The following is a 25,108-nucleotide window of genomic DNA, read 5'->3' as shown; positions in this document are numbered from 1 at the left end:
TCTTTGCTTACTTCGCCGCCTCATTCAGTACGCTATCGAATTTCTCAACAGGGCAAAAGCCATTAGCATCAATCGGACACCCCTTCAGTTCCAGCGTCACACGTTGGGCCGGGGATTTGAGCGTCAGAACCTCCGCATTTCTCAGCTGCTGCGCGCTCTGATACACATACTCAATTTTCATCAGATCGCGATTTGTGTTGCTGTTATGCCAGCGCTGGAAGACAATTTTGCCGCCAATAGGCGTACGTTCGTTCTGGTCATGGAGCTGATATGGTTTAAAATCCAGTGCCGTGAGCAATGACGCGATGTTCGAGTCATGTCCCACCAGCACCGTAATTTTCGGCGCTTTCGCCCGTTCAGTCACCAACGCATTGTCGATATATTTGACCAACGGTTTGGCGACATTTTTCGCCACTTCCGCAGAGGTGAACAGGCTGTCCTGATAACCATTTTTCAGCTTCGACAGTACCTTCCACTGTTGATCAGATTTGATCTCCCCCCAGGCGACCTTGTCCATCGGGAAGCCCTCGTAATATTGCAAGGTGAAGGCATCAACCAGCGAATTCCCCACCTTCAGTGGCCCGGAAACACCAGGCTCTTGCTGGTACTTCGCACTGAATGTGTCTTTCGCATCAGTCAGGGAACACTGCTGTTTTTCTTTGCAAGACGGCGAGTCTTTGTAGTTTGTGATTTGCTCAAGCAGTTGGTAACTTTCGTCGAGCTGCATCTGGCTGCGCTCTTTCTCCATCGCCTGAACAGCCTGCTGACTGAATGTTGCAGAATCATCAGTAATCACCGGGTTAAAAGTGGGGTCCATGGTACCCATTTTTTCCTGATGATGGACCGGAACGTCACACCCCGGGAAAGCCCCCGTGACAAAAAACTGCGCCGTCGCTACTGTCCGCTGCAGGCTGTTAGCATAGGTGTAAACCGTGCCCGGTGCCGGACATTCCCCGGATTTCACCATGCCCTGCTCTGCCAACCATTCACGCATGTAATGGCCCATATAAATTTCCAGCACGCCGCCCTTCGTGGTGAGTTGTCCGCCTGGGACATCCCACTCCGGCCACTGTTTGGGGGTAGACTGCTCGAGAACGCTGCCATTATTGGCTAAAGGTGCACGTAAGTTATGCCGGCTCATCATCAATACTTGCTGAAGCTGATAACCTTCCGGTGCCGTCTGTGCCTGTGCAGCCGTTGACAGCAATACAGCCCCCGCCACGGCGGTGGCGATTAACGATTTGTTCATCCCTACGACCTCTTGTTGTTATCAATCACCACAGAGTGTGACAGATATATGACATTTTTCCGGGAACGCTTTCGCAAAAATGAGGCATCTACCGTGTCGTTTGGATGCCAAATTCCGTCTGAAGTTTGCGCACTCCTAGTGGGGTAAAGGTGACGTGCCGGCTACCTGTCTGCGTTTTAATCCACTTCTGTTCGCTAAACCAGCTCAGCAACGTGGCACCGAGCACGCCGCCCGGATGATAACGTCGCTCACTCCAGTCCAGACAGCCGCAGCTTATCTTTCGTCGGGTCACACCGGCACAAAGGACAATCCCCATTTCTGCCAGTTTTTCCTGCCCCAGAGCGGTCAGCGTTTCGCCATCCGCTGTTAACCATTGCCGGGCAACCAGAGTATCAAAAAGCCTCACGGCCACTTCGCCGGCAAGGTGGTCATAGCAGGTTCGCGCATGCCGCAGGTGTATTGGGGTGGTGATTTTTCGCGACGTTGATGCAGACCATGCCACACCCATCAGGCGTTCCAGGAGGCCGGCTATCTCCGCACTTGCCAGGCGAAAATAACGGTGTCGTCCCTGGGCTAACGCCACAACAAATCGTTGTTCGCACAGACGCGCCAGATGTGCGCTGGCCGTCGAGGCTGACACGTCCGCCACCGCGCTAAGTTCAGTTGCAGTCCAGGCGCGCCCATCCATCAACGCACACAACATACGCGAACGCGATTTATCCGCCATCACTGCCGCAGTAAGCGCCATTTGCAACTCCAGTTCACCCTCTTCTTCGTGCAGTATTACCGATGCCATAGCACCTCCTTTGGCGTTAACCCTCTGAATTAACGATGGCATGAAACAGGCGTAAAGTCACAGCGAGACTTACGCGGCGCGCAGCATCATCTCCACTCCCAACCCCACCAGGCAAAACAGAAAACAGCGTTTAAACACCACAGGTGAAATCACTCGTCGCACACGAGTCCCTACCCACTGTCCCAATAGCGCAGGAAGAATGGCAAAAGCCGATAAACTCAGGGACTGAACAGGTAACGCATTGTGCCACCACAAGCCCAGAGCTAACGCCAGCGTCGAAAACGTGAACGAAATGCCAAGCGCCTGCACCAATTCATCCTTTTCAAAGCCCAATGACTGGATCCATGGCACGGCGGGCATAACAAATACCCCCGTTCCCCCCGTCAATAAACCGGTCACCAATCCAATGACAAGGGAAAAGGGTTTTTCACGCTGCGGATCCACGGTAATTTTTTTCCCCATCAGCGTCCAGATGGCATAGGCCACCAGTGCCATGCCAAGCGCAAACTGGGTCCGGGTTGTGTCGCCCCCGGTGATCCAGACACTGGCAAGCAAAGTGGCAATCACCACCGCCAGCAGCATAGGCCACAATCGTTGCAGCAATCGGCCGGTATTACCACCACCGCCAAACTGAAACAGATTGCTAATCAGAGAGGGTAACAGCAGCATCGCCGCCGCCGCGACCGGAGAAATAAGCGATCCGAGGATCCCCATCGCCACCGTGGGTAAGCCCATGCCCGTTACGCCTTTCACCATCCCCGCCAGCACAAAGGTTGCGGCAATCATTATCACCAGGGAGGAGTCGAGCGCGAAAGAAGTTGCCATCATGTACGTTCCAGGAAAAAAGAGGATGACCTATTCTGGACGTCAATCGCCAGGTTTGCTTCGTCGGGAAACGAAATATGCCCTCCTGGTGTGCTGCGGCAGAAAAAATGCCGGGTTTCCCCGGCATCAGAATCAGACAGTTTTTGCCCACCAGAGGCGTAACTTCATTCCCCAGTAACTGGTCCAGCCGCTGGTTGTCGACACCACGCGCCCCTGCGACATCACGACCAGCGTTGGCGTGACGCTGATGTCCCAACTGCGGGAGATGGCCCCGTCGGCATCGTTGATGACAGGAAAGCCTACGCCTTTACGCGCCAGCCAGCGCGTTACCTCCGCCTCATTACCGGAGCGCAGCGCAATGGTTATCACGTTCTCGCCTTCTGAGTGCAGTCTGGCGACGTCCGGTGTCGTGAACCGACACACGCCGCACCAACTCGCCCAGAAATAGATCAGCACTGGCTCCTCTTTGCTGAGCGCAGCCAGCGTAACGTTTTCACCATCCAGCGTCTGCAAAGGTGTGCTGTCAAACGCTGCGGGAAGCTGGGGCGCTCGCCAGGCATCCATCAACAACATCGCCCCGGCGAATAACACCAGTAAGATCAGTCCTTCGCGCAGCCAGCGGCGCAGTTTACTGACCATTTGCGGCCGCCAGTTTTTCTTTGACCACCTCTTCCAGTGTTTCCCACGGCACCGCACCCGGGATCAGCTCATCGCCAATAATGGTTGCAGGCGTGCCTCGCACACCAACCAGACGTGCCAGTTGCAGGTTGGTGCTCAGCGTCTCTTCACATTGTGCATCCAGCGTCACAGGGCTGGCAGCGGATTTCTCCTGTGCCTGTTTAATACTCACTGCCGTGTGGTAGCCCTTCTTCTGCATCAGTTTCTCATGTAACGCCAGAAACTGCTGCGGGTGCTCACGCCAGGTCGTCAGCGCGGTTCGCGCCGACAGAACTGAACTTTCCCCTTTAAACGGCAGCGGTTTAATCACCACCGCCACATCAGGATATTTCTGTACAATTTTTTCCAGCATCGGATCCAACTGCTTGCAATATGGGCAGTTGTAATCGGTGAAATTTATCAGCGTCAGTTTAGCCTGCCTGGCACCAATACGCGGGCTATTGGGATCGTTAAACAGCGCTTCCTGAATCAGCGCTTCAATTTGCTTCTCCTGCTCAGGCGTAAATGGCGCAGGTTCTTTCGCCACGCTGACGGCAGAAAACAGGGTTAACAGCAGGATAATCATCATTTTCATGGGGTTACTCCTTTGGCACCGGCCAGTGTATTTAGCACCGCATCGCGGGTTAACAACGTCGGCAACGCCTGGCCTTGCGGCAAACCGGGGCCATAAATTTGGTTGAACGGCACAGCGACCTGGCCGCGTTTTTTCAGGAATTCGGTAATCGCTTCAGAGGGCAGTGTCCAGTCACCCCGCAGGGCTACCACATCGGGTTGTTGCAGTGCCGACTGGACATCTTCTTTTTGTAGTACATTGTATTTATTAACTTTACAGGTAATACACCAGTCTGCCGTTACATCTACAAATACGCGCTTGTGCTGGGCCAGTGCCTCTTCGATGGCCTGCTCGCTCAGCGGTTGCCAGTTCACACTCTCTTTGGCTGTACTTTGGCTTGCGAACCCCAGATGCGGGAGCAGCAATGTTGCCAGCCAGATCGCCGAGCCAAGCATCATCACGCCGAGAAGACGCCGCAAGATATTCATCCAACGCCCCGGACGCGGCAGACGCAGCGCCAGACCTGGACGCAGCGCCACCAGCAACCATGGCAAACTCATCCCCAGCCCGAGCGCAAGGAACAGCCCCCATAGCGTCGGAAGCGAGGCGGTCAACGCCACCGCCACTGCCGTCCCCAGGAACGGCGCACTGCACGGTGTGGCAAGCAACGTCGCAAACGCGCCTTGCCAGAAATGCCCTGACAAGCCGTTACCGCCGCGAGTTGCCAGTATGGTGGTCATTGCTGAAGGAAGGCGGAATTCAAACAGCCCAAACAGGCTGGCGCTGAACGTCAGCATCACCAGCATCATAAAACCGATAAACCACGGACTCTGGAACTGGATCCCCCAACCAAGCGCCTGATTGGTCAGGCGCAGCACCGTCATCAGCAGCGCAAGGGCCATAAAAGAGACCAGGATGCCAGCCACCGAGGCCAGAAATTGGCGGCGAACCTGAAGACGGCTTTTCTCCTCAACCAGTAAAATCGAGCCCAGCTTCATGCCCAGCACCGGAAGCACGCAGGGCATTAAGTTAAGAATCAACCCGCCTGACAGCGCCATCAGCACCACCTGCCACAGCGGGATCGCTGCATGCTGCACCACTGGTGCATCGCCAATGGCAAGACGACTTTCCTGTGCAACGCCGTTATCAGCCAGAACCAGTGTCAGTTGCTTACCCCGAAGATTCGGCGCCCCTTCCCCCCAGCTGTCATGAACCGGAACCGTTGCCAATAGTGTTTCGCCCTCTACGCGGATTTGCGGCATACCAAAATCCGCATCATCAACGGTATCCAGGTACAGGCCTGGTGCAGACCAGCCCCCCGTACGACGCGCCTCAACCACCAGTTCTCCGGCTCGCGCCCCGGCACTAAGCGCATCGGTCAGGCCGCTGGCCAGCGGTATCTGCCCCATCGCTTGCGCATAGTCATGAGCAAAAGACGGGTCCTGAACGCTCGGCGTCACGGAAAAGGGAAAATCCGTTAACAGGCAGACATTGCTGCAGGTTGATAGGGTCAGCACACCGTTAAGGGTGGTTGGCGTTGTGCCACGTACGACCATCGGGAAGGTGACATTATCGTGATATCCCTGGGTGGTGATATTGGCGACCTCAAAACGCGCGGGTGTCGGCCAGTACCAATCAACAGCAGGCATTTTATCTTTCCAGACGATGGACGGTGCTACACCGCCCTCACCCGGCGATCGCCAGTAGGTTTTCCAGCCATCCTCCAGTTTAACATCGAGCAGCAGTCGGGTTTCACCGCCTGCGGCTGTATCGGCACGTAACCGTACACTGGCGTGATTGTTATCGGGTGAACGCAGCCAGCCGATATCAGCCGCCCAGGATACGGGCAGCCATAGCAATAACAGGCAGAGCAGCGCCTGCCTGAAAACAGTCTTCATATTTTTTCTCCGTGAATAATTATCTAACAGTCAGCAACGGCTGCGCTGTCATTCACGGAAGACACAAAATCGGAGATGAACCCTAAGTGTGGGCGGCGAGATAACGCGCGGAGGGAAAAAAGGTAGGCGAAATGCCCGCACAGGTGCCAACAGCGACATGAGCAAACATAGCACCAGGATCGCGCCTTCGAACAATACTGGCGGTGCAGCCAGCAACGATTTTGCGCTCAGTTCACACGGCGTAACGGGCGAAGCTTCATCGGTATCGGCCTGGGCGCTCGCGACAACAGCAGTGGTCGCGGTGTTCATCTGCAAGGCGTGCAGACCCGCCATGCGTTGCGCGGTGCATACCATCACCACAACACATGCCAGGCAGAGGAACCACCATCCCATCCGTTGACGTTTCGCCATTATACCCTCACTGATTGACGCGAGTTATCTTAGCCACTGGCGAGGTTTTGGCAACCTTTACCCTGTAAAGTTATGTCGGCAGAGGCCGGTCAAATCTCATTCCTCCCACAGCGATCTGCCCAGAAATGATGATTAATGTTATTAATCAATTTCACTATTACAAAATAATGGCACTAATAAAACAAAGCCGGAAATATCACAGGGTTTATTATCTGTCATTCCAAAAGCGTCCAACAGATATTTCATCACTGATGATAAAAATGAAAGAGAAGTCCGCCAGCGGATATTCCTACGTAAATGAAAGTAAGAGTCAGCACATTTTCTGATGAATATTGTATTATCACTTGCCGCCATGAACGTTATGTTCATCATCAAAACAATTGTTTGTTAAATGTTATTTAGAGTATATGAAAATGAAAAAAATCTTACTTCCTCTTCTAGGCCTGTTTTTTACTGTGAGCGTTCAGGCAGCAACATTTACCGATGGCAAAGAATATATTTCACTTGAAAAGCCAGTTGCGTCAGCGCCCGCTGCGCTTAAGTTTTTTTCATTTTATTGCCCTTCATGCTACCAGTATGATGAAGTTCTGGAAGTCACTGATAATGTGAAAAAAGCATTACCTACTGATGTCAAACTCACTGAGTATCACGTCGATTTCTTAGGCCCGTTGGGGCCGGAGATGACACACGCCTGGTCTGTCGCTATGCTGTTAAACGTGGAAGATAAAGTAAAACCTTTACTGTTTGATACCGTGCAGAAAAAACAAACTGTTAAAACAGCAGATGATATCCGCAATGTATTTATCCGCGCTGGTGTCAGTGCAAACGACTATGATGCTGCGTGGAATAGCTTTGCCGTAAAATCATTAACGGCGAAACAACAGGAGTTGGCTAAAGCGGTAGACCTGAAAGGTGTACCGGCTATCTTTATCAAGGGTAAATATATGATTAACCCGAAAGGATTAAAATCAGATAACGTTAACGCTTTTGTCCAGAACTACGCTGATACCGTTCGTTTTCTTTTTTCCAAGCCTTGATAAGCCGTTAATATTACTGACGCACCATCAACAAGAGCCAGAGCCTGTTCTGGCTCTTGTTCTTACAGGCGGACATTATTGACAGTTAACTGTCATATACGCTGGCAGAAGCTTATTCAGAAGCGTAATCCTTCAAAACAGTGGCAACACGTATTCTGTAGTATGAAAAAATCAACTGCTTACCCTCCTGCTGTGCGGCCTGATGCCTGACGTTGCATTTCCACCTGAGCACTGCATCTTCATCCTCCCACCATGAAAGTGACAGCATTTTCCCGGGCGTATTAATGCTCTGAAATCGTTCGATAGAAATGAACCTAGGGATCTCTACCAACAACGGCTTCAGCTCTGAGGCCAGTTGAAGATATCGCTCTCCTGTCTGAGGATACACATCTGCTTCAAAAATAACGGCGATCATTCAGTATCTCTCCCTTGTTAATTTCAGCCACTCTATTGCCGGATTAAATGCGATGCTTCGCTCAACAACGAACAGTCTGGTGAAAAGGAGAATGTGAGTGTGATAGGTAAATAAACAAGCAGGCTCACCACATTAGCCGGTGACCCTTTTATGACCTGCGCCCCCCTTTTTCATGGTTGGCATTCGTGCCTATCAGGATTACCCTAAACTTAACGGTGATACCTTTTGAGAGGGATTGCCTTCTTCATGTGTTGATTTACACGAGAGAACGCTATGGAATTAAAGGATTATTACGCCATTATGGGCGTGAAGCCGACAGACGATCTCAAGACAATCAAGACCGCCTACCGTCGTCTCGCGCGAAAATACCATCCCGATGTCAGCAAAGAAACCGACGCTGAAGCCCGTTTTAAAGAAGTTGCCGAAGCCTGGGAAGTACTGAGCGATGAACAGCGACGCGCCGAATACGACCAGCTGTGGCAGCATCGCAACGACCCGCAGTTTAATCGTCAGTTCCAGCAAGGAGAAGGTCAAAGCTACAGCGCTGAAGATTTCGACGATATCTTCTCTTCAATTTTTGGCCAGCACGCACATCAGTCACGGCAGCGCCACGCCAGTCGCGGACATGATATTGAAATCGAGGTCGCCGTTTTCCTCGAAGAAACCCTTGCTGAGCATAGCCGCACCATCAGTTACAATCTGCCGGTGTACAATGCGTTTGGCATGATCGAGCGGGAAATCCCCAAAACCCTCAACGTTAAGATCCCGGCCGGTGTCGGCAATGGGCAGCGCATTCGCCTGAAAGGTCAGGGAACCCCTGGTGAAAACGGTGGCCCGAACGGTGATTTGTGGCTGGTGATTCATATCGCACCGCATCCGCTGTTTGATATTGTTAATCAGGATCTGGAGGTTGTCGTTCCGCTCGCCCCATGGGAAGCCGCATTGGGCGCAAAAGTGACTGTACCAACACTCAAAGAGAGTATTTTGCTGACCATCCCCGCAGGAAGTCAGGCTGGACAGCGATTACGTATCAAAGGCAAAGGTCTGGTCGGTAAAAAACATACTGGCGACCTGTACGCGGTCATCAAAATCGTGATGCCGCCGAAACCTGACGACAACAGCGCCGCCTTGTGGCAACAGCTGGCGGATGCGCAGAAGTCCTTTGATCCGCGTAAAGAGTGGGGGAAAGCATAATGGCTAACGTGACCGTTACCTTTACCATTACCGAGTTTTGTCTGCATACCGGTGTTTCTGCAGAGGAACTGAATGAAATTGTCGGTTTAGGGGTAATCGAACCCCGTGAAGATGAGACCTTTGATGACCATGCGCTGACCGTGGTGCAACGCGCACTGCGTCTGCGCCATGAACTGGCGCTTGACTGGCCTGGGATTGCTGTCGCACTAACGTTGCTCGAGGAAAATGCGCAGCTACGACAGGAAAACCGCCTTTTGCGTCAACGCCTGTCCCGATTTATTAGCCATCCGTGAATATATTAAGGGTGCGGCGTTGAGCCGCACCTACAGATTTGCAGGGCGTATTTTTTATAAAGAACCCAACTCATCAGAGTTGATTTCTCGGCTACGGATTGTTGAGCTCAATACCCGCCCGACAGATATTCAGAAAAACGACGATCTCTGATTTAGTACTGCATTGATTTTGGGCCCGGTCACGTTAATGATATTTTTTCTTGTTAGCTTGAACATCTAACTGCTCATTCAACGTTCACCCTGACTTTAGGTTTGGATAACAAAATCATTATTAATTCAGCGAAAGGAACTGGCTTAAAGAAATAGTACCCCTGCAAAAATGTGATATTGTTTCTAATGAGATAGTCAAGCTGTTCCTGTGTTTCCACACCTTCAGCAACGATGCTTATTGAGAGCTTACGCGCCAGGTCAAGTACGGAGTCCAGTATAAGGGTCGAGTCCTCATGTTCATTTACCCTGCCAACAAAACTTTGATCAATTTTGATGTAGTCGATATGAAGATCCTGTAAGTAGGAGAGTCCTGAATATCCAGTGCCAAAATCATCAAGCGCGATGGCAAAACCATTTTTATGTAATTCATTCAGGGTCTGAACGAGTGTTTCATCGATATCCAGAGGCTCGCGTTCCGTTACCTCAATGACCAGGTTTAAATCTCGCCGGCTGAAACTGTGCTTATATTTCAAACACTCGTCCACGAATGTGGGCATTGCGATATGAGAAGCGCAGTAGTTAATCCCTATATGGAAGCCTTCCGGTAATTTACTGGCAATGGTGTTCATATTAGACGTAACCTGGGTCATCAGGCTTTGCGTTAACGGCACGATCAACCCTGATTTTTCCGCTACTGGAATAAATGAAGCGGGAGAAATATACCCTGCTATCGGATGCTTCCATCTGGCCAACACTTCAACACCACGCAGTGTGCCTTCTTTGCCATTTACGATGGGCTGATAAAAAGGAACGATATCACCCTTCACAATTGCCCGGCGGAGTGCTTCTTCAGGGAGAGTATTTTTACTCAGATATTGATTCAGGGTGTAAGCGGCGAGACAGGATATCAGCAGTAAAAACAGCAATACCCCCCCAGCCCGGCTGATCATTCTCTGCAAGTTCTGCAGGCTGAAAAACGCAGCGGAATCATATTCGATGCTGAAGGGATATTCTGAGTATGTAACGTGTACAGAACGATGCTGCGCTTCGTTCACCTTAGTGACATCCCCGAACATACCTATAGCGTTATTCCCTACCCTTAGTGTGTACCTCACGTCTTTTAGCGGGGTGTCCAGCGTCTCCCTGACATGGCTATCGCTTACGGTAACGACGATACGATTGTCAGCAAATTCCGTTTGCACTAAAAGAACAGGAAGGCCATTTACTGTGCCGCTGGAAGGCACAAGTAACAATGGTGAAGTCGGTATCGCATCGATGTTAACCAGTAGTATGCGATTTCCCGGTAGAGATGAACACCAGACCGCTCCTTGCCTGAGAATAATGATAGTTCTGAGATGCGGCTGCAATGCTGCTTCGGTACCAAGCCGATATTGCTCTTCCGGGCCACAGCCTTTTTCGACAGTGCTGATTGCCGTCCGGGTGGCCAGTCGAGCTTCATTAAGAATCACGTTCATTTTTTTTACTGTATATCTTGCACCAGCAAGGCTATCTACACGAGCGGTATACCAGACCTGTGTATTAAGAATAAAAACACCCACTATAAACATTGCCATGGCTACGGCGATGGGAATAAGTGCATTGCGCATTTATATATCCTGGGTATGCGTGAGTTGACTATGCTGAGGGGACCGGAAATGCCTAATTTTGCAATTACAAAAAGCATGGTTGACAAGATTAAAATTAACCATGAAAAACATAGAAATATTTTACAGAAAAACAGTACTTATCCTGAGAAACTACACTTCTGTTACAAGTTGTGATGCAGCCCTGACAACTTTAAACTTCAATCGATTCAGAGATCTCTAACGCATCATCGACTTCAATGCCCAGATAACGAACTGTGCTTTTCAGTTTCTTATGGCCTGACCGAAGTTTGATCCCCCGGAGATTCTGGGTTTTCTTGTATATCAGGTATGGTTTTGTTCTTCACATGGAATATGTGCTGTAAAGCGAAGCTTCGAGCCCCTGCTTTATCAATGCAGCAGATAGGCTATCAGTGCTGAAGGCCAGATATGAACAAAGAACGTACCCAGGCCCTAAAGATAACCTGTACCGTTTGCTGAAAACACGCTAAAAGCGAATGATCTGTTTTTACGGGACGCTTACACCTAAAAATGCTGAAGATCGCATGATCCCGCATAGTAACTTCAGTTAATCAGGGTTCGTTGAAAGGATGGACATAATCATCGCGGAGCCTACCCGAAGATGCTTCAGCACGTAGCGAAAAATTCATTCTTCTTCCAATACAAGTGAGCCTGGAACACGCAAGGCTAAAGAGAAATGGCACAACAGAAACTGTATAAAACGAAAAACCCCAAGCTATTAAATAGCTTGGGGTTTTTATTTGGCGGAAGCGTAGACCGCTTATCTCAGAACTAATTCAATCCAACACAGTCTAATTATCCCTTTAATATCAGCAACATATTTACATCCCTCATTTAAAGCTGTTCAATCATATCCACTGATTGCCAAATCAAATGGCATACCGAATGGCATACTGAAATCCGAGGCAAACACATGGCCGTCATCACCGACACCAAAGTAAGAAACATCAAACCAGACGATAAACCTATCCCTCACGGTAGCGTTACAGGACTGGCACTTCATCCGTCTTCAAAACGTGGCCGCGGCAAATGGGTGCTTCGCTTTTTAAGCCCACAGACTCAAAAGCGCCGCAATGCGGGTCTGGGGATTTACCCCGAGATAGGTATCGCTGAGGCCGGAAAACTGGCTAACTCGATGCGTGAACAACTAGCCGCAGGAATCGATCCGCTCGAACTGCATAAACAGGAAAAAGTGGTCATTCCCACCTTTGAAGAGGCCGCACGCAAAGTTCATGCTGAATTACTCCCGGGTTGGAAAAATGACAAGCATGGTAAACAATGGTTCAGCACGCTTGAGAAGCATGTGATCCCATGCATTGGTTCGATGAAGCTGGACAGTTTAACTGCCGCCAACATTGTGAAGTGGTCAACTAAAACTGGCCACGGCTTTAGAGTTTTTCCAGTATCGGTTTTCCGATTCGTTTGGTGGTAATCCACCGTTATAGTCATGCGGCCTTAACGAGCTGTAATACCCGACGATATGCCTTCAGCGTCGTGCGTCGGATGCAGCAGAGGCTGCAGTATTGCCAGTAATCGCGTGGATGGGATGTCCTGGCTGCGGGCGATAGATCAGGTATCACCTCGACAGGCAACATCATCGGTGATGGTGAAGATTCGACTGTTGCCGGAAGTCGGCGTGATATACGGCCTTCATCCTGCCAGAGCCGTAGCCATTTGAAGATGACGTTGTCGTTGACGCCGTTTTTACGGGCAATCTGAGCAACGCAGTCTCCAGGATGGGAAGCAAGTTCGACCATACGAAGCTTGAAGTCATTAGGATAATTTTTACGAGGTTCTTTTCGCCAGTACTGGCTTAATGGCTATATACGGCGCAGGGTATAAGCTTACGTATATTTTGATTCTACTATTTTAATTTTTTGCCCATACGGTTTAGCAAGTTTCAAAGCAAACCATGAGAAAACAAAGCATGCTAAGCAAACCAGAAACAAAGTCACTGAAAGGAAGGGTTTTTGAAGCGGAAGATGACATGCTCCTGAAGTCAAAAAATTAAAACAGATATTCCCCTTAAGTTTTTTATTGTCCAGATCCTGCATTAGCAGAATCATACTTAATGGCAAATATGATCCTAAGAAGATTGCAAGAGCAAAGAATAGTCTTGGTGTCACGCTCCCCCCTTATTTTTTCTTATGTTCTGGATCAAACGACCTCGCGCTTTTTCCACTGCTTTTTTAGTTCTGTCCGGAAACAGTATTACCTGCTGCTCAGCCACACTCAGAGGCATATTCTTTTCCAGAAGAGTCCATTCTTCATCGCTCCAGGGACGGAAACCAGCTTCACTACAGCGGGACTTCTTCAGCCCCAGCCTTCTCGCCATTATTTTAACTGACATTGCATTTCTTTCTGGCAGATGAGCAGTTACCGACATTCCCATCTGGGGATAGTCCGCTTTAAGTATATCGAGTTCCGCCTCACGCCAGAAACGTCCACTTTTTACCCCCAGCGTCTCCGCCATCGAAAAGATTGCATTGATGCTTCTGCCAGAAAGCAGCTGTGAAAGTGACCTGGCTTCGACCCCTCGGGCATAGTGGTCACGGATAATATCCATTTCAGCTTCACTCCACGGCGCGCTTTTCTTTTTGCGACATCCGAGTTTATCAGCCATCAATCCCACCGCACCTGGGGTACGTCCCAACCGGTCAGCAATCTCAGCAACATGCATAGAAGAATAGTTATTCTCCAGAAAGGTTAAATCCCCGGCGGTCCATCTGGCACGGTTATTACGGTAACGAACTGAATCACCCACAATTTTTATCACCGTTTCTATTTTGACGCATTCTGTTTGATTTCAGCATAGTGGGCTGTCAGTTGCTTCAGATGCATTTCCAGTTGAGCCCTGGCAGCAGCAGGTAAGGGGACTCCCGCAGGAGCTTGTGACAATACCCGCAGTTGCTCCTCAACCGGTATGGACTGATTAAATGACTGTATGGTAGAAAAGACCACTGATTTCAGTTCACTGACCGTCATGTATTTGCCCTTCTGCTCATCAAGCCCGTTCAGGCGGTCACTCAGTTTTTGTAACGTTGTCATCCCCTGAGACCAGCCATTGAGTTGTTCTGTCGGTAATGCGGCAGCATTAAGTTGTTGTTGCCACTGTTGTACCAAAGTCTTTGCCTGCTCCGGCCACAGCGCCTGAACCTGTTCTGTAAGTTGTCGACTGTAGTCAATATTCCAGTCAGGAGGTAATTTATCCAGCCGGGCAAGCTGCTGCTGCGTTTGTGTAATTACCGTTTGTGGTAACGGGGATTGCTGGCGCAACATAACCAACTGCTCCGGCGTGAGAGGTGCAGGTAACGGAGCCAGTGAAGCAGCAAGCTGGGTCTGTAGCGGGTCTGGCCGGTGAACATACTGCCAGCCCCACACTGTGACGATGCTTATCACCAGCATGGTACACATCCCGGCGGCGAAGGATTTCCATTTTTTTACCGGAGTGGGCACTGCTGCCAGCACTTCCACGTTCGGCTGCTGTTCCTGTTGCGCGACATATACCCACTTCACTGTACTGCCTGGTACCTGGAAATCGTCATCCGGACCACCAGCAAGGTCCCCCGAGGTTATTGTCAGTGGCCGCCAGCTGCAGATGCTCTGCGCTGGTAAAAGCCATCCCCTCGGGTGCTGAGAAGTGAAGCATCTCATTGAGAGTTTTCAGCCGTGTGGCGAACATTGCCTGCTGGCTGGCGATATCAGCTTCCAGGGCTTTCGCCTGTCGGGTTGCTGTGGCCAGTCCCTCGATTTGTGCGCGGACAGCCTCAATCTCCCGGAGTGCCACATCCATATCCAGCACATCGCCTTCGCCGTGCACTTTGCCATCGGCGGTGACCAGCAGCCCTTTTGCCACACGTATAACCCCGAACTCATCGGTGCGCAGCTCAAAGCCGGTACCCCGTGGCTCGTTCTCTGCATCAACGATATGTCCCTGATTCAGCGCCGTAGTCCCGAACGGGGTACTGAGCGCAATATGCTCGCTTTGGCGCAGGTCTTCCATCCGCAGTTCGTTCTCACCTGCGGTGCGCAGGATGTTCTGGCTGCGGTTATCGCGGGTGACCACGTCCGGATGTTCAGAATCATGGAACGCATGGGCAATGTACGGGCGATCCGGGTCGCCGCCGTCAAAGGCAACCCCCACTTCGGTGCCATTTATCAGCGGCGTGTGCCAGCCGTACGTTTCCCCGGCGTACGGTTTGGCCTGACGTATCCACAGGTAGTTATAGCCCGGCTCTGCATCTTCACGGCTGAAGTCCAGCTTCACCCGGTAGCGCCCCGTTTCATCGAGGTGCGCATACGGCGCATTCTTCTCATCGCTCTCGACGCGGGCGGTCAACGTGCCGGCAATCAGCGGACGCGGCGCAGGCTCAGGTCTGAAGCAGAATTGTTCACTGTAGGGCATACCCCATACGGAAACGTGCAGACGGGTATCACGTGCCGCACGGAAGGTGGTGAGCGTAATGACCATCCCCTCTTTCAGCTCCGGCACATCACTGTCGCCGGTCTCCAGCACCATCCCCGGCGTCAGGTGGCTGGCATTGCTGAACAGATGCAGGCGGATGGCATTATTAAGGGCGTGTTCATGCTGAATCCGGGCGTAAAAGGCGCCGCTTTCGGTTTCCGGCTCAGAGGTGCTGTCATCACCCGCATCGCGGTACGGGGCCGCATAGCGATAGTACTCGCCAGTGGTGGCCACCTCGTTTCTGACGCTGACCAGTGCATCCATCGGCGTACTGGCGGTGCGGTAGTTGTAGTCCCGTGTGGCCACGCTGCCGGTCACCGTGTGGTGCCACACTCTGGCATCCCATACCGCTTCCACCGCGCCGTCATGCAGCGCTGAAGGCTCACGATACGGCAGGCGTACATCAAACTGATACTGCAACTGGCTGTCGGCGAAGGTCACCGTATCCAGCCCGGTGGTCGTGTTGACCCCGGTGCGGAACCAGATGCCGTCTTCGGCGAGGATACGCTGAATAAACTGCAGGTCGGTCTCACGCCACTGGGTTATCAGTTCGCGGGTCGGGTAAGTCCGTTCCAGCCGGAATTCAAAATCAGCCCCTTCCAGCCCGTGGCTGTGCAGGACCTGCTCCACCAGTTCCGGTACCGAAACATTCTGCCAGACCGCGCAGCGGCGGGTATGGGCAAGCAGTGCCAGGCGCGAGGACAGTGTCACGGCAAAATGCGTCTGGTCCACGGTTTCGTTGAGGACCTCAAAGCCGGTAATGATACCCTGCACGACTCTGCCACTGAGCATGCTGAGGGTGGCATACTTCAGCATCGCATCCTGACGGCTGATGCCTTTCTTGGCCGTGGTGAACTCAATGCGCCATTTGAACGGCGCATTCAGCGCTTCCCGCCCGTGGAAGTTCAGCACATCCGGCTTCAGGATGCTGTCGTTTATCTCAAGGCGGTAGCGGGTCTGTCCGTCAAACAGCGCCAGCCAGTTATCGAGGGTGGTGTCCATGGGTCTACTCCTTCACCGGAACCAGGGTCAGCCCGGTGCTGTTGAGCTGGATGGTGCGTGGCTTATCCGGGTCAAGGTCGTCGCGGCTCAGCACCAGTTTCCAGGTGTTGTTCCTGATATCCGGCCGATTAAACAGCCCCACCACCGCCACAAATTTCGCCTCTTCGTTCATCGGCATATTGAGCGTCACGCTGCCTTTGGGCATCACCAGCAGAGACTTGCTGGCGACGATGTCTTCTTTCAGAGTGGAGTCCGCATCGCGCAGCAGTTTCTGATAGTCAGCCGCATCCACCTTCTGGCGGTCCTTCAGCTGGTAGACCTGCACCATGGTGGCCAGCGGCGCCTGGCTTTCATCTGCGTTGATGGCCGCACGCGGCTCAAAGTCCAGGTGCAGCACCTTTATTTTTTTGTAGAAAATGGCTCTGGTTGCGCTGACAGTGCCGTCCGACACGGCCTGGGTCAGGCCACATGCGGTCAACAGGGAACAGAGCAGCATCAGTGCGGCGCTGCGCGACAGGGAAGCGAAAGTCATTCGTGGAGTCCTTTTCAGCGTTCAGAAACAGGGGCGTGTTGAATGTGTCTGGTATTGGGTATTGCGTTCCGGAATATCAGTCGAAGCGATAGCCGCCAGGCTCGGCCGGTCGCAGGGTCTCACAGGTCAGGCCTTCATAGATGCCCAGGCTCACGGTGAGGTGCGTACGGGTTGCGGGACGGTCGCGCCTGAGACCCAGTACGCCGGTGCGACCCAACTGAACCCGGCTTGTCTTACCCAAGCGTGGTTCAGGCAGACAGCTTACCGGTACCGTGAGGCGAAGGCGTACATCGGAGCGATAACCCATGTACACCCGCAGCAGCACCATCAGGTCAGTGTGCAGCTGACCGCCGGGCAACCAGCCCTGCGCCTCCTGCGGATTGTCAGTCGCCAGCATCAGGAGGATACGGCTGCAGGCTTCTTTCCCGGTCCTGCCGAGTGTCGCGCGCTGTGACAGGGAAACGCGGTTAGCTTTGCCGAGTCCACTGCGATTCGCTACGGGGACTTTCACGGGGTCCGGGCTGATAACCGTGGCCCGGGTCTCCGGGGCCAGCAGGCCCACCAGCTGGCGGATGCCTTCTGCGTTTCGGGTTGGCAACCGCATGGTCCCCAGTAGCGCCAAGAAGCGGGAGACCGGCGTGGCAATCTGCTCCGCCGTACCCGGGATGCCAAGACCGACCAGGCCCAGCAGGCACTGGGAGGTGTCATCCACGCCGCCGGCTTCGAAGGTCGCCGGGTAAGCGTACTTGCGCCAGATACGGTAGTACTGGGTGTGGATACGGTGGCTGAAGATATCGAGAAACGCTGTGGTGGCTTCATACCCCTCCCGGCGCTGGGCGATATCATCGAGGTACGCCGTCGGTAGCGGGGAGTCCACCCCGTACATTCCGAGGAAAGTGGTCCGCACCGTCGGCGACAGGTCCGGGTGGTCCTCATCGGTTTCAACCGCCTTCAGTTCACTGACCGGGAAGCCCATTCCCGGCCACGGACGAAAGCGCACCGGGTCGGCGGACAGTTTCTCGGTACTGCCCAGTTTCGGCGCGTCCGGGTTTTCCTGCTCCAGCAGCTGACAGAAGCGGTAGAAATTGACCCGCCAGATGTCGTCACGCAGTTCCTCTGTCAGCCCGGAATGTGCTGGCTGTGATTCTCTTTCCATCGCAGTCGTTTTCCTGTCGGTTGCAGTACCAGTGTGAGCTGATTGAAGAGGTGAACATCGGCATAGAGGGCAAAGAAGCGGTGCAGCATTTCACCGAACAGGGTGACATCGCCCTCACCGGCAAAGTTATCGGCATTAAGGGTGATTTCAATGTCCACCCCGCGCAGCATAAAGCCCTTCTCAAAGCGACGAATAAGGGTGTGCTTCACCGCTACAATCGCCTCCAGGCGACGGCGGTTCATCTCGTCATCGGTCCAGTCGTAAAGTGCAAGGGTGCCGCGCAGCACTTCCGGGTTATCCATCATGCTTAAGAAACTGGAGCCCAGGTGGCTCATTACCCGCCAGTGGAAGCGGTCGTTCGCCGGTGGGTAAAGCGGCAACGTCGGCACTTTCAGGTTCAGGACCCTGACCGGCACCTTGCCCGCCTTCACCACCCGGTCAAGCAACGTGCTTTCCAGAGAGCGACGTGGCAACTGACCGTTGGTACCGGTGATACGGATGGAGAGCGACTCCGGAACCTGCGACAGCTGCTCCAGCTCGAATGACTTACCGCCAAGGATAAGCCAGGTATCATACAGCCCCGAGGGGCCCCGTTTCACGCGGGTATGGAAGTAACGCTCCGGCGCATCGTGGCGCATCATGCCCCCGCGATGGCGGAAACTGGTGAACGGCACGTACGGGTGTTTGCCGTTTTTCACCGCGCCATGAATGGCATCCACGCTGTAGATTTCGGTATGCCCGTCCTGCACGCGCATCGGGCGCAGCAGGTATTCGTTCTGCAGCGGGTCGGGCGTCAGCGGGTCTGCTTCCAGTGAGAAAAGGTTAATGACCGGCGCGCAATGCAGGCGGAAATTATCGGTCTCAAACGGCATGTCTGATGGCCAGCCGCCGTCGAGCACGATATCGGTCTCAAACCAGGTGGTTTTCTGACTCAGGCCGGCAAGCTCCAGACCCTTAAGCTCCACAAACATAAACTTCTCGCGGAAGCTGAAATACTCCAGCAGCAGCTGGTAGCCACTGAACGCTGAGTCACCTTTTGGCCACAGCCGGTCGGTGTCATCAAAGCCCATGGGTTTACACCAGCCGTCAAAGCGTACCCGCTCTGTACGGGTCTCACTGTGGCGGACATACATCGCCTGCACCCGGCGCGTCAGCGCCAGATGCAGAGCCGAGGCCACCGGGCTGTCTGCATCGAGGTAAATGGCCACCTTATCAATCCCGGCTTTCGACCAGTCCACCTTGTCCGGGCATTCGAAACGCAGACGAATGGCGGCCCGACCATCCGGTTCTGTCTGTAGGCGGACCTCAGCCAGGTGCAGCGGCTGCAGGGGCACTTCGCGGGTGGTACGGTACTGACAGACAGTGTTATCGGGACCGACCGGACGCGACAGGACGGAAAAGCCGTTTTCAAGCACTTCCATTTTGCGAAGCTGGCGCCAGTCCGGCGTGAACGCCACTACAGACAGCGACGGAATGGTGCGCATGTAATGGGGCCACAGTAGGCTCACCAGCCCTTCAGTCAGTTCCGGCAGGCCATCATCGAGCTTTTCACGCAGACGGCCCATCAGGAAGGCAAAGCCCTCAAACAGGCGCTCCACATACGGGTCACGGGCCCCGGTTTTATCCAGATTGAGCATGGCCGCGCGGTCGGGGTGGGCGCGGGAAAACTCTTTACCGGCTTCGCGCAGGTAGCGCATCTCGGCTTCGTAATAGCGAAGGGTTAAATCATCCATGTACGGAGATCCTGAGTGTAGAAAATAGCAAAAAGAAAACTGAAGGCGTCATCAGAGGTGATGACCCGCAATATCAGGAGGAGCTTATCCGCACAGCACCATCGCGCGTGCCGGATCGAGCGCAATCAGCCCGGCCAGCAGGCTGTCCATTTCCGGGGCAAAACGGGCTTTGTCACTTTCGCTGCGACCGGCTTTCATGCGCAGCAGGCGCAGGCGGCGGGCCTGCACATCGAACAGCAGTCCCGGCTCCCACTCGCTGAGTGTCAGCTGCGGGGCGCTGTCGGTCAGTTCACCCAGCAAATGGAGAGCGAGTTCATTACGTCCGTACTGCTCTGCCACCTTTGCCATCAGCAGACGCAGCAGCCAGCGGCTGCGGGGTGAGGCCATGTCCGGGCGATTCTGCAGCCAGCTAAGTGCCGCCTCCGGCCCCTCACTGTCGCCCTTCTCCATCGCCTCCGCTTCCAGTGCCAGAATGTCATCTGCCTGAGCCGCGGTGGCCACTGCCGGCTCGTCACTGAAGCCGGGCATCTCATCGTTGACCTTTTCGGCTATCCAGTTCAGCGTCACCTCATCGGCCAGTGGCGTACCGTCATTCCAGGCAAGCGTCTCCAGGCCGGGAAGACGTTTGAGCATCAGCTTCAGGTCGCTCAGAATATAGTCGGCCCATTGCTCCCAGGGGTTCCCTGCGCGGCTCAGCCCCTGCCACAGATACCACTGCAAATCGAGCCAGAAGCGGTTACCGCCTTCGGTGAACATCACGTCCACCTGCTCCACCAGTTCAGTCCAGCTCTGCTGCAGGTACAGGCGTTTAAGCTGGGCGCGATAGTCCGCCTTTGGCGGCAGCAGGCGCGTGCGACCGCTTGCATCGAGTGCCGGCAGCTGCGTCACCAGATCCCAGCGGGCGGCCTTCATCATTCGGTGAGCCGCCAGCCAGCCCTGGGGCTGATCCACCACCCAGCCGGACAGAACGCGCAGCTGACGGACCAGCTCCACTTCCGATTTGACGACCGCGGTTTCCGGTACAGCTGCGCCTGACGTCGGTATGCTGTGGGTACTTTCATCTGCATGACCCTGGCCGGATGTTGCCACCGGTGTATCCAGCCCGCCGTGACCTGCCAGGCGGGTTTCCAGCGTGCGTAGCAGACCGGAAAATGTGGGGCGATCCGCCTCAGGCAATTGCTCAACCGCGTTCTCCAGCAGGCACAGGGCCGCCGCCGTTCTGGCGGTCTCTTCACGCGTCACATCCGGCCAGCGTGCTAACGCATCCAGAATGCGCTCACTGTTCAGCCACTCAAGTGCCGCTAAACGGGCGGTGCTGCGCTGTGGATGACTTTGCTGTCCGGCCTGCTCCAGCATGGCCGTCAGCAGCAGAACGCCGTCCGTCAGCCCTGCATCACCGTCACGCTGCAGACGGGCCAAGGTGTACCAGGTCACCACCCGGATATCGCGGGCATGTCGGGTCAGAATGCTTTCCGCCAGGCGGCACAGCACGTCGGTATTGGTGCCGGAAAGCTTGTTGATTTCCTCGCGCATCAGCTGGAAATCATCTTCATAGGTCGGGTCATCCCCCGCCCCATTACCGGTCGGGAGCGGCGTCAGCCACGTCGACCACAGAGAGAGGCTTTCCCGGCTCTTAGCAAGCAGTGCGGTACGCTGGCCCGCATCCGGAAGACACAGCGTCAGGAGTGTTTCTGCAGTCGCCATTTATTCGTCTCCGGCAAGGGTGAGTGAGCCGTCAGTCGCGCCCACGGGAAAAATAGTCTGCGGCAGGCTGAAGCCCTGCAATTTGAGTAACGCCAGTGGTCCGTCACCGAGTTCGCTGCGCATAATGAATTTCAGCGGGTTGCCGTCCGGGGTGATCCACACCAGTTGGGTGCGGCTGCTGTCGAGCGGAGTGAGCAACGCCTTATCCAGCAGACGGATGAAACCCCAGTTCCCCTGGTGGCTTTCATACAGGCGCATTTCGGTGTTCACTGAACGCCAGCTCAGGTCCACACCGGGGTAATACGTATTACCCGGCCAGGTAAAGCTCTGCCAGCTTTCCATCTGGTTGAAGTAATCCAGTTTCTGGCCATCCAGCGTCAGCTGGGTGCGGGCCACATCGCGTGACGGGCGGGCCATCAGTTCAAAATGCACCCCGGCATCACCCTGGGCAAAGACGATATCCGAGATATCAGCCAGTTTATTGATGGCAGCCAGAAACGCCGGGCTGATGCTCATTCCCTGACTGGCAGCCGGATCCACCACCCAGTGACTGCCTTCCTGATGCAGCATGCCGCCGAGGTTAGTTTTGATAAATGTCGCGATGCGCCCGGAGTCGCTGCGCAGGAACTGGGCCAGCAGTGGCAGGGAGGCATCGCTGCCGGTGGCCTTAAACGGATAGCGTCCGGCAAAGGCGGTGTTCCACTGCGAAACAATAGTGCTCTGCCAGCGGGCGTTCAGGCTACCTGCGGCAGGAGCCAGCACCTGACGCCAGGCCAGGTCGAGCGGCTGTACAAACAGCGCCTGCCCGAAGCCGTTCCACTCCTGGCCGAGGCTTGCCGCCACCAGAGAGCCATAATCACGGGTATCGGTCAGGTCAATGGCTTTGCCCTGAAAGACGGTCTGGGCCAGCATCTGCGCCATCGCCTGCGGATCGGGCGCACTCGTCACCTGCTGCAGCTTGAGACGCACCTGGGTTACACGGGCAAGCCAGGACTGGAAGCTGAGGTTACCGTTCGAACCGGTACCGTCCTTGCCGGCCATCAGACCTGTGAGCGGGCCAAATACGCCGTCCAGCGGACCTTTTGGCCCCTGCGCCTGTTCAATAAACTGTTTTGCGTTTTTCTTACGCCCCACCAGTTTTTTCGCCGAGTCCACCAGAGTGTCAGCCAGGGCTTCTCCTTTGGCACCCGTCTGACCCTGCCAGGCAAGAGTATTCATCAGCGCCACCAGAGGTGACTGGCGCACATCCGCCAGCAGGTTCAGTTGGGCAATCGCTTCGGAGAGCGAGGCGGCTTCATGCCACTGGATGCTGTTGGCCATGTTGAGCCAGGCGTTACCAAAATCGGTGAAATAGCGTTCCGTCAGACGCTGTTTAAGCGCTTCCGGTGACACATCACTGCCAGGCTGATGGGTTTTGTCAGTCAGCACCCAGTCGATTTCGTCGCGGCGGGTCTTCACCACCTCGTCAATCGCATCCTCAACCTGCTCTTCCCACGCCTGGCGGGTAAACATCCCCGGCACCACTTCTTCCGAGGAGAACAGCGATGAGGCGTCCGTATCGCCGGTCATATCCGCCAGGGTTAAGTCCGGCCAGTTGCGGGCAATACGGCCGAGCATCTCCTGATACAAACCGGATTCAGCATTACGCTGACCAATCTGTTTAAGCAGAATCTGGCGCACCGTGCCCACCAGTTCGCGGTCAGGAGAGATTTTCCACTCCGGATGTTCCGGTAAATTCTGCGCATAAAAACCGAGCAACTTCGGTGCCTGGGTCTGCCACACGCTGTCCGGCACACCGCTGCGGTGCGGCCAGACTTTCAGCATATTGCCGGCAAGCCAGCTCGCGTCCGCTTTATCGGGACGGGCCAGCATCAGGTAACCTTTAAGCAGGCCGTAGGTTTTTTGCGTAGCTGACGTGCGGGCATCACTGGCCGGTGGCAGCTGCACAAAGGCATTTAACTGGCGGTGAAGTTCGTCGGCCAGTGCGTCGCGCATCAGTTGCTGGTTGTTACGGGCATACAGTGGCCAGAGCATCTTCAGCGTGTCGCGGTCCTGGTTCAGGCCAAAGCGGGTGTACCACGGCGCACCGTGTACTTCGCGGTTCTGCAGGCGGGCAATGGTTTGCTGCAGCGCCAGCTGATTACGCAGACGTTCCGGCAGCGGCTGTTTTGTGTCGGCCGCCACCCGCGCCGTATCCTGGGCGAGCCAGATTTGGGTGCGGTTAACGGACAGCGACAGCAGTGTGCCCGCCCCCCAGAGCAGAACCACGCCCAGGAGCACCAGACGCAGCACCTTTTGCCAGTGGAAGCCAATTTTACGGGCCTGCTCCTGCAGGCTGTCATTTTCAAGTTCCTGCCAGACAGCCGGTGACAGACGCGCATGCGGCACCGCTTCGGTTCCCGACAATGCCGGACTGAACATCACCCCACGCAGACGGTAAGGGGCCGGCCCGGACATCAGCGTGGTCAGAAGCGGTACCAGAGAGCGTCGTAAAGAGCCGCGCAGGGCTTTTGACAGGCTCAGAAGCCAGTGGTGCTGTGAATTCTCCAGCAATGCTGCCACGCCGGGCGTCTGCAATTCCGAGGACAGGGTGGTGAGTGTCTCACGGGTCTCTTCCGTTGTCGCTCCTGGACCAAACAACGCGCCGGTTGGGGGAACCCCCTCTCCGTCATGGGACCAGGTGCCTTCCCGGATAAGCCACAGCCAGACCGGCAACTGCCAGCCCAGCAGGACATCGGTTTTCTGGCGTACACGCACCAGCGTGTCCTGTTTCGCCGTATCGGGCAGTGTAGCTGCATTCATAACCTGCACTACGCCGTCCAGTGGACGCTGCGGACGCACCTCTTTCAGGACGGACAGGAACTCATCATCCGGCACGCTTTCCGCCAGGCCGCCGCGAATAAGCACAATCCCGTCACTCTCCTGCCAATGGTCGCGCTTAAGACCCGGCACCACCTTTTCGATATCACTGTCGGTACCCTGTACCAGCAGCAGACGCACTTTAGATTTCCAGCGACGGCGGTAGCGCAGCCGCAGATGATCGACCAGCGCCCCGGCTACAAACCGGGAGGTGTCTGCGTCGGTATGTTTTGCCTCTGGCTGGGATGCAGCCGCCTGCTGTCCGGAGGCGACCACATCCAGCTTTCCCTGCTTCTCACCGTTCTTAGTGAATACAATTTCAAGTACCCAACCGATGATCACTGCAGCCAGCATCAGCAAAAGACAAATGATCACAATGCCGGTCGCGCTGATCGGGCCCAGATTGAAGGTGTCCTTGACCCATTCAGGCCAGAACCAGAGTGCGCCGCCAATGAGGCAGACAGATAATGCGCCCAGGAGCAGCGCAAGCAGAAAAGTGGATGCGATTTTCATAGATAGAGGAGAGCAATCCC

Annotated in this window: 18 protein-coding genes and 5 pseudogenes; 4 read left to right on the top strand and 19 right to left on the bottom strand. The window is 54.4% G+C overall.

The annotated features are described in order from the left end of the window. Nucleotides 1-7 precede the first annotated feature (7 nt). From agp to QMN38_RS00150, 7 genes are all read right to left on the bottom strand, one after another. Nucleotides 8-1,249, bottom strand: a complete 1,242-nt coding sequence (gene agp, locus QMN38_RS00180) for a bifunctional glucose-1-phosphatase/inositol phosphatase (protein WP_323604148.1) — start codon at nucleotides 1,247-1,249, stop codon at nucleotides 8-10. Between the two features lie 88 nt (nucleotides 1,250-1,337). Next, nucleotides 1,338-2,045: an ArsR/SmtB family transcription factor gene (locus QMN38_RS00175; RefSeq protein ID WP_271441329.1), complete on the bottom strand. Its 708-nt coding sequence runs from the start codon at nucleotides 2,043-2,045 to the stop codon at nucleotides 1,338-1,340. Between the two features lie 69 nt (nucleotides 2,046-2,114). After that, nucleotides 2,115-2,870: a sulfite exporter TauE/SafE family protein gene (locus tag QMN38_RS00170; protein ID WP_271456742.1), complete on the bottom strand. Its 756-nt coding sequence runs from the start codon at nucleotides 2,868-2,870 to the stop codon at nucleotides 2,115-2,117. Nucleotides 2,871-3,002: 132 nt separating this feature from the next. Further along, a complete protein-coding gene (locus tag QMN38_RS00165; RefSeq protein WP_323604147.1) occupies nucleotides 3,003-3,509 on the bottom strand; it encodes a protein disulfide oxidoreductase in 507 nt (168 codons plus the stop codon). After that, entirely contained in the window at nucleotides 3,499-4,122 is a 624-nt protein-coding gene (locus tag QMN38_RS00160) for a DsbA family protein (RefSeq protein WP_323604146.1), read from the bottom strand. The genes QMN38_RS00165 and QMN38_RS00160 overlap by 11 nt, the downstream gene beginning before the upstream one ends. Beyond that, nucleotides 4,119-5,999, bottom strand: a complete 1,881-nt coding sequence (locus QMN38_RS00155) for a protein-disulfide reductase DsbD family protein (protein ID WP_323604145.1) — start codon at nucleotides 5,997-5,999, stop codon at nucleotides 4,119-4,121. Before QMN38_RS00155 ends, QMN38_RS00160 begins: the two co-directional genes overlap by 4 nt. Before the next feature lie 48 nt (nucleotides 6,000-6,047). Then, nucleotides 6,048-6,410 carry a copper resistance protein gene (locus QMN38_RS00150; protein WP_271441325.1) on the bottom strand — a complete coding sequence of 121 codons (363 nt, stop codon included), beginning with the start codon at nucleotides 6,408-6,410 and terminating at the stop codon, nucleotides 6,048-6,050. A gap of 413 nt (nucleotides 6,411-6,823) precedes the next feature. Here QMN38_RS00150 and dsbA point away from each other — a divergent pair, with 413 nt between their 5' ends. Beyond that, on the top strand, nucleotides 6,824-7,447 hold the full coding sequence (gene dsbA, locus QMN38_RS00145) for a thiol:disulfide interchange protein DsbA (RefSeq protein WP_323604144.1): 624 nt from the start codon (nucleotides 6,824-6,826) through the stop codon (nucleotides 7,445-7,447). A gap of 112 nt (nucleotides 7,448-7,559) precedes the next feature. Here the strand turns inward: dsbA and QMN38_RS00140 are convergent, their stop codons facing one another. After that, nucleotides 7,560-7,862 carry an antibiotic biosynthesis monooxygenase family protein gene (locus QMN38_RS00140; protein WP_323604143.1) on the bottom strand — a complete coding sequence of 101 codons (303 nt, stop codon included), beginning with the start codon at nucleotides 7,860-7,862 and terminating at the stop codon, nucleotides 7,560-7,562. A 273-nt stretch (nucleotides 7,863-8,135) separates the two neighbouring features. Here QMN38_RS00140 and cbpA point away from each other — a divergent pair, with 273 nt between their 5' ends. Together cbpA and cbpM are read left to right on the top strand one after the other, a co-directional pair. Then, the gene (gene cbpA, locus QMN38_RS00135) at nucleotides 8,136-9,056 is read left to right on the top strand and encodes a curved DNA-binding protein (RefSeq protein ID WP_323604142.1); all 921 of its coding nucleotides are present in this window, start codon (nucleotides 8,136-8,138) and stop codon (nucleotides 9,054-9,056) included. Beyond that, nucleotides 9,056-9,349 (top strand): chaperone modulator CbpM, encoded by a 294-nt coding sequence (gene cbpM, locus QMN38_RS00130; protein WP_137382861.1) that lies wholly within the window; start codon nucleotides 9,056-9,058, stop codon nucleotides 9,347-9,349. The genes cbpA and cbpM overlap by 1 nt, the downstream gene beginning before the upstream one ends. 224 nt (nucleotides 9,350-9,573) lie before the next feature. Here cbpM and QMN38_RS00125 read toward each other — a convergent pair whose 3' ends face one another. Next, on the bottom strand, nucleotides 9,574-11,106 hold the full coding sequence (locus tag QMN38_RS00125) for an EAL domain-containing protein (protein ID WP_271449341.1): 1,533 nt from the start codon (nucleotides 11,104-11,106) through the stop codon (nucleotides 9,574-9,576). Nucleotides 11,107-11,296: 190 nt separating this feature from the next. Then, nucleotides 11,297-11,491: pseudogene (locus QMN38_RS00120) on the bottom strand (integrase); the annotation flags it as partial. A gap of 546 nt (nucleotides 11,492-12,037) precedes the next feature. On the opposite strand from QMN38_RS00120, the pseudogene QMN38_RS00115 reads away from it, so the two are divergent. Then, nucleotides 12,038-12,487, top strand: a pseudogene (locus QMN38_RS00115) (tyrosine-type recombinase/integrase); the annotation flags it as partial. An 82-nt stretch (nucleotides 12,488-12,569) separates the two neighbouring features. Here the strand turns inward: QMN38_RS00115 and QMN38_RS26925 are convergent. The 9 genes and pseudogenes from QMN38_RS26925 to QMN38_RS00070 all read right to left on the bottom strand — a co-directional run. Beyond that, a pseudogene (locus QMN38_RS26925) lies at nucleotides 12,570-12,902 on the bottom strand (transposase); the annotation flags it as partial. 344 nt (nucleotides 12,903-13,246) lie between these two features. Continuing rightward, nucleotides 13,247-13,888 carry a hypothetical protein gene (locus tag QMN38_RS00105; protein ID WP_323604141.1) on the bottom strand — a complete coding sequence of 214 codons (642 nt, stop codon included), beginning with the start codon at nucleotides 13,886-13,888 and terminating at the stop codon, nucleotides 13,247-13,249. Between the two features lie 17 nt (nucleotides 13,889-13,905). Then, nucleotides 13,906-14,655, bottom strand: a pseudogene (locus tag QMN38_RS00100) (VasL domain-containing protein); the annotation flags it as partial. A gap of 31 nt (nucleotides 14,656-14,686) precedes the next feature. Next, nucleotides 14,687-16,591: pseudogene (locus QMN38_RS00095) on the bottom strand (type VI secretion system Vgr family protein); the annotation flags it as partial. A 4-nt stretch (nucleotides 16,592-16,595) separates the two neighbouring features. Further along, nucleotides 16,596-17,123, bottom strand: coding sequence for a type VI secretion system lipoprotein TssJ (tssJ, locus tag QMN38_RS00090; protein ID WP_323604140.1), 528 nt, complete (start codon nucleotides 17,121-17,123; stop codon nucleotides 16,596-16,598). Nucleotides 17,124-17,199: 76 nt separating this feature from the next. Further along, complete coding sequence (gene tssG, locus QMN38_RS00085; protein ID WP_323604139.1) at nucleotides 17,200-18,279, bottom strand: type VI secretion system baseplate subunit TssG; 1,080 nt, start codon at nucleotides 18,277-18,279, stop codon at nucleotides 17,200-17,202. Then, entirely contained in the window at nucleotides 18,243-20,012 is a 1,770-nt protein-coding gene (tssF, locus tag QMN38_RS00080; RefSeq protein ID WP_323604138.1) for a type VI secretion system baseplate subunit TssF, read from the bottom strand. Before tssF ends, tssG begins: the two co-directional genes overlap by 37 nt. 84 nt (nucleotides 20,013-20,096) lie before the next feature. Then, the gene (gene tssA, locus QMN38_RS00075) at nucleotides 20,097-21,716 is read right to left on the bottom strand and encodes a type VI secretion system protein TssA (RefSeq protein ID WP_323604137.1); all 1,620 of its coding nucleotides are present in this window, start codon (nucleotides 21,714-21,716) and stop codon (nucleotides 20,097-20,099) included. Continuing rightward, a complete protein-coding gene (locus QMN38_RS00070) occupies nucleotides 21,717-25,088 on the bottom strand; it encodes an ImcF-related family protein (protein WP_323604136.1) in 3,372 nt (1,123 codons plus the stop codon). Nucleotides 25,089-25,108 lie beyond the last annotated feature (20 nt).

The sequence above is a fragment of the Citrobacter sp. R-1.5.2 genome (assembly GCF_035064245.1).
Taxonomy (GTDB): Bacteria; Pseudomonadota; Gammaproteobacteria; order Enterobacterales; family Enterobacteriaceae; genus Citrobacter.
Note: the sequence above shows the minus strand (reverse complement) of the source record. Positions and strands in the feature narration are given on the sequence as shown.

What these genes read in the sequence shown, in the direction of transcription:
- QMN38_RS00070 (WP_323604136.1), bottom strand. Translation starts at nt 25,088, where the DNA reads ATGAAAATCGCATCCACTTTTCTGCTTGCGCTGCTCCTGGGCGCATTA.
- agp (WP_323604148.1), bottom strand. Translation starts at nt 1,249, where the DNA reads ATGAACAAATCGTTAATCGCCACCGCCGTGGCGGGGGCTGTATTGCTG.
- tssG (WP_323604139.1), bottom strand. Translation starts at nt 18,279, where the DNA reads ATGGAAAGAGAATCACAGCCAGCACATTCCGGGCTGACAGAGGAACTG.
- QMN38_RS00175 (WP_271441329.1), bottom strand. Translation starts at nt 2,045, where the DNA reads ATGGCATCGGTAATACTGCACGAAGAAGAGGGTGAACTGGAGTTGCAA.
- dsbA (WP_323604144.1), top strand. Translation starts at nt 6,824, where the DNA reads ATGAAAAAAATCTTACTTCCTCTTCTAGGCCTGTTTTTTACTGTGAGC.
- cbpA (WP_323604142.1), top strand. Translation starts at nt 8,136, where the DNA reads ATGGAATTAAAGGATTATTACGCCATTATGGGCGTGAAGCCGACAGAC.
- tssF (WP_323604138.1), bottom strand. Translation starts at nt 20,012, where the DNA reads ATGGATGATTTAACCCTTCGCTATTACGAAGCCGAGATGCGCTACCTG.
- QMN38_RS00125 (WP_271449341.1), bottom strand. Translation starts at nt 11,106, where the DNA reads ATGCGCAATGCACTTATTCCCATCGCCGTAGCCATGGCAATGTTTATA.
- cbpM (WP_137382861.1), top strand. Translation starts at nt 9,056, where the DNA reads ATGGCTAACGTGACCGTTACCTTTACCATTACCGAGTTTTGTCTGCAT.
- tssA (WP_323604137.1), bottom strand. Translation starts at nt 21,716, where the DNA reads ATGGCGACTGCAGAAACACTCCTGACGCTGTGTCTTCCGGATGCGGGC.
- QMN38_RS00165 (WP_323604147.1), bottom strand. Translation starts at nt 3,509, where the DNA reads ATGGTCAGTAAACTGCGCCGCTGGCTGCGCGAAGGACTGATCTTACTG.
- QMN38_RS00155 (WP_323604145.1), bottom strand. Translation starts at nt 5,999, where the DNA reads ATGAAGACTGTTTTCAGGCAGGCGCTGCTCTGCCTGTTATTGCTATGG.
- QMN38_RS00140 (WP_323604143.1), bottom strand. Translation starts at nt 7,862, where the DNA reads ATGATCGCCGTTATTTTTGAAGCAGATGTGTATCCTCAGACAGGAGAG.
- tssJ (WP_323604140.1), bottom strand. Translation starts at nt 17,123, where the DNA reads ATGACTTTCGCTTCCCTGTCGCGCAGCGCCGCACTGATGCTGCTCTGT.
- QMN38_RS00160 (WP_323604146.1), bottom strand. Translation starts at nt 4,122, where the DNA reads ATGAAAATGATGATTATCCTGCTGTTAACCCTGTTTTCTGCCGTCAGC.
- QMN38_RS00170 (WP_271456742.1), bottom strand. Translation starts at nt 2,870, where the DNA reads ATGGCAACTTCTTTCGCGCTCGACTCCTCCCTGGTGATAATGATTGCC.
- QMN38_RS00150 (WP_271441325.1), bottom strand. Translation starts at nt 6,410, where the DNA reads ATGGCGAAACGTCAACGGATGGGATGGTGGTTCCTCTGCCTGGCATGT.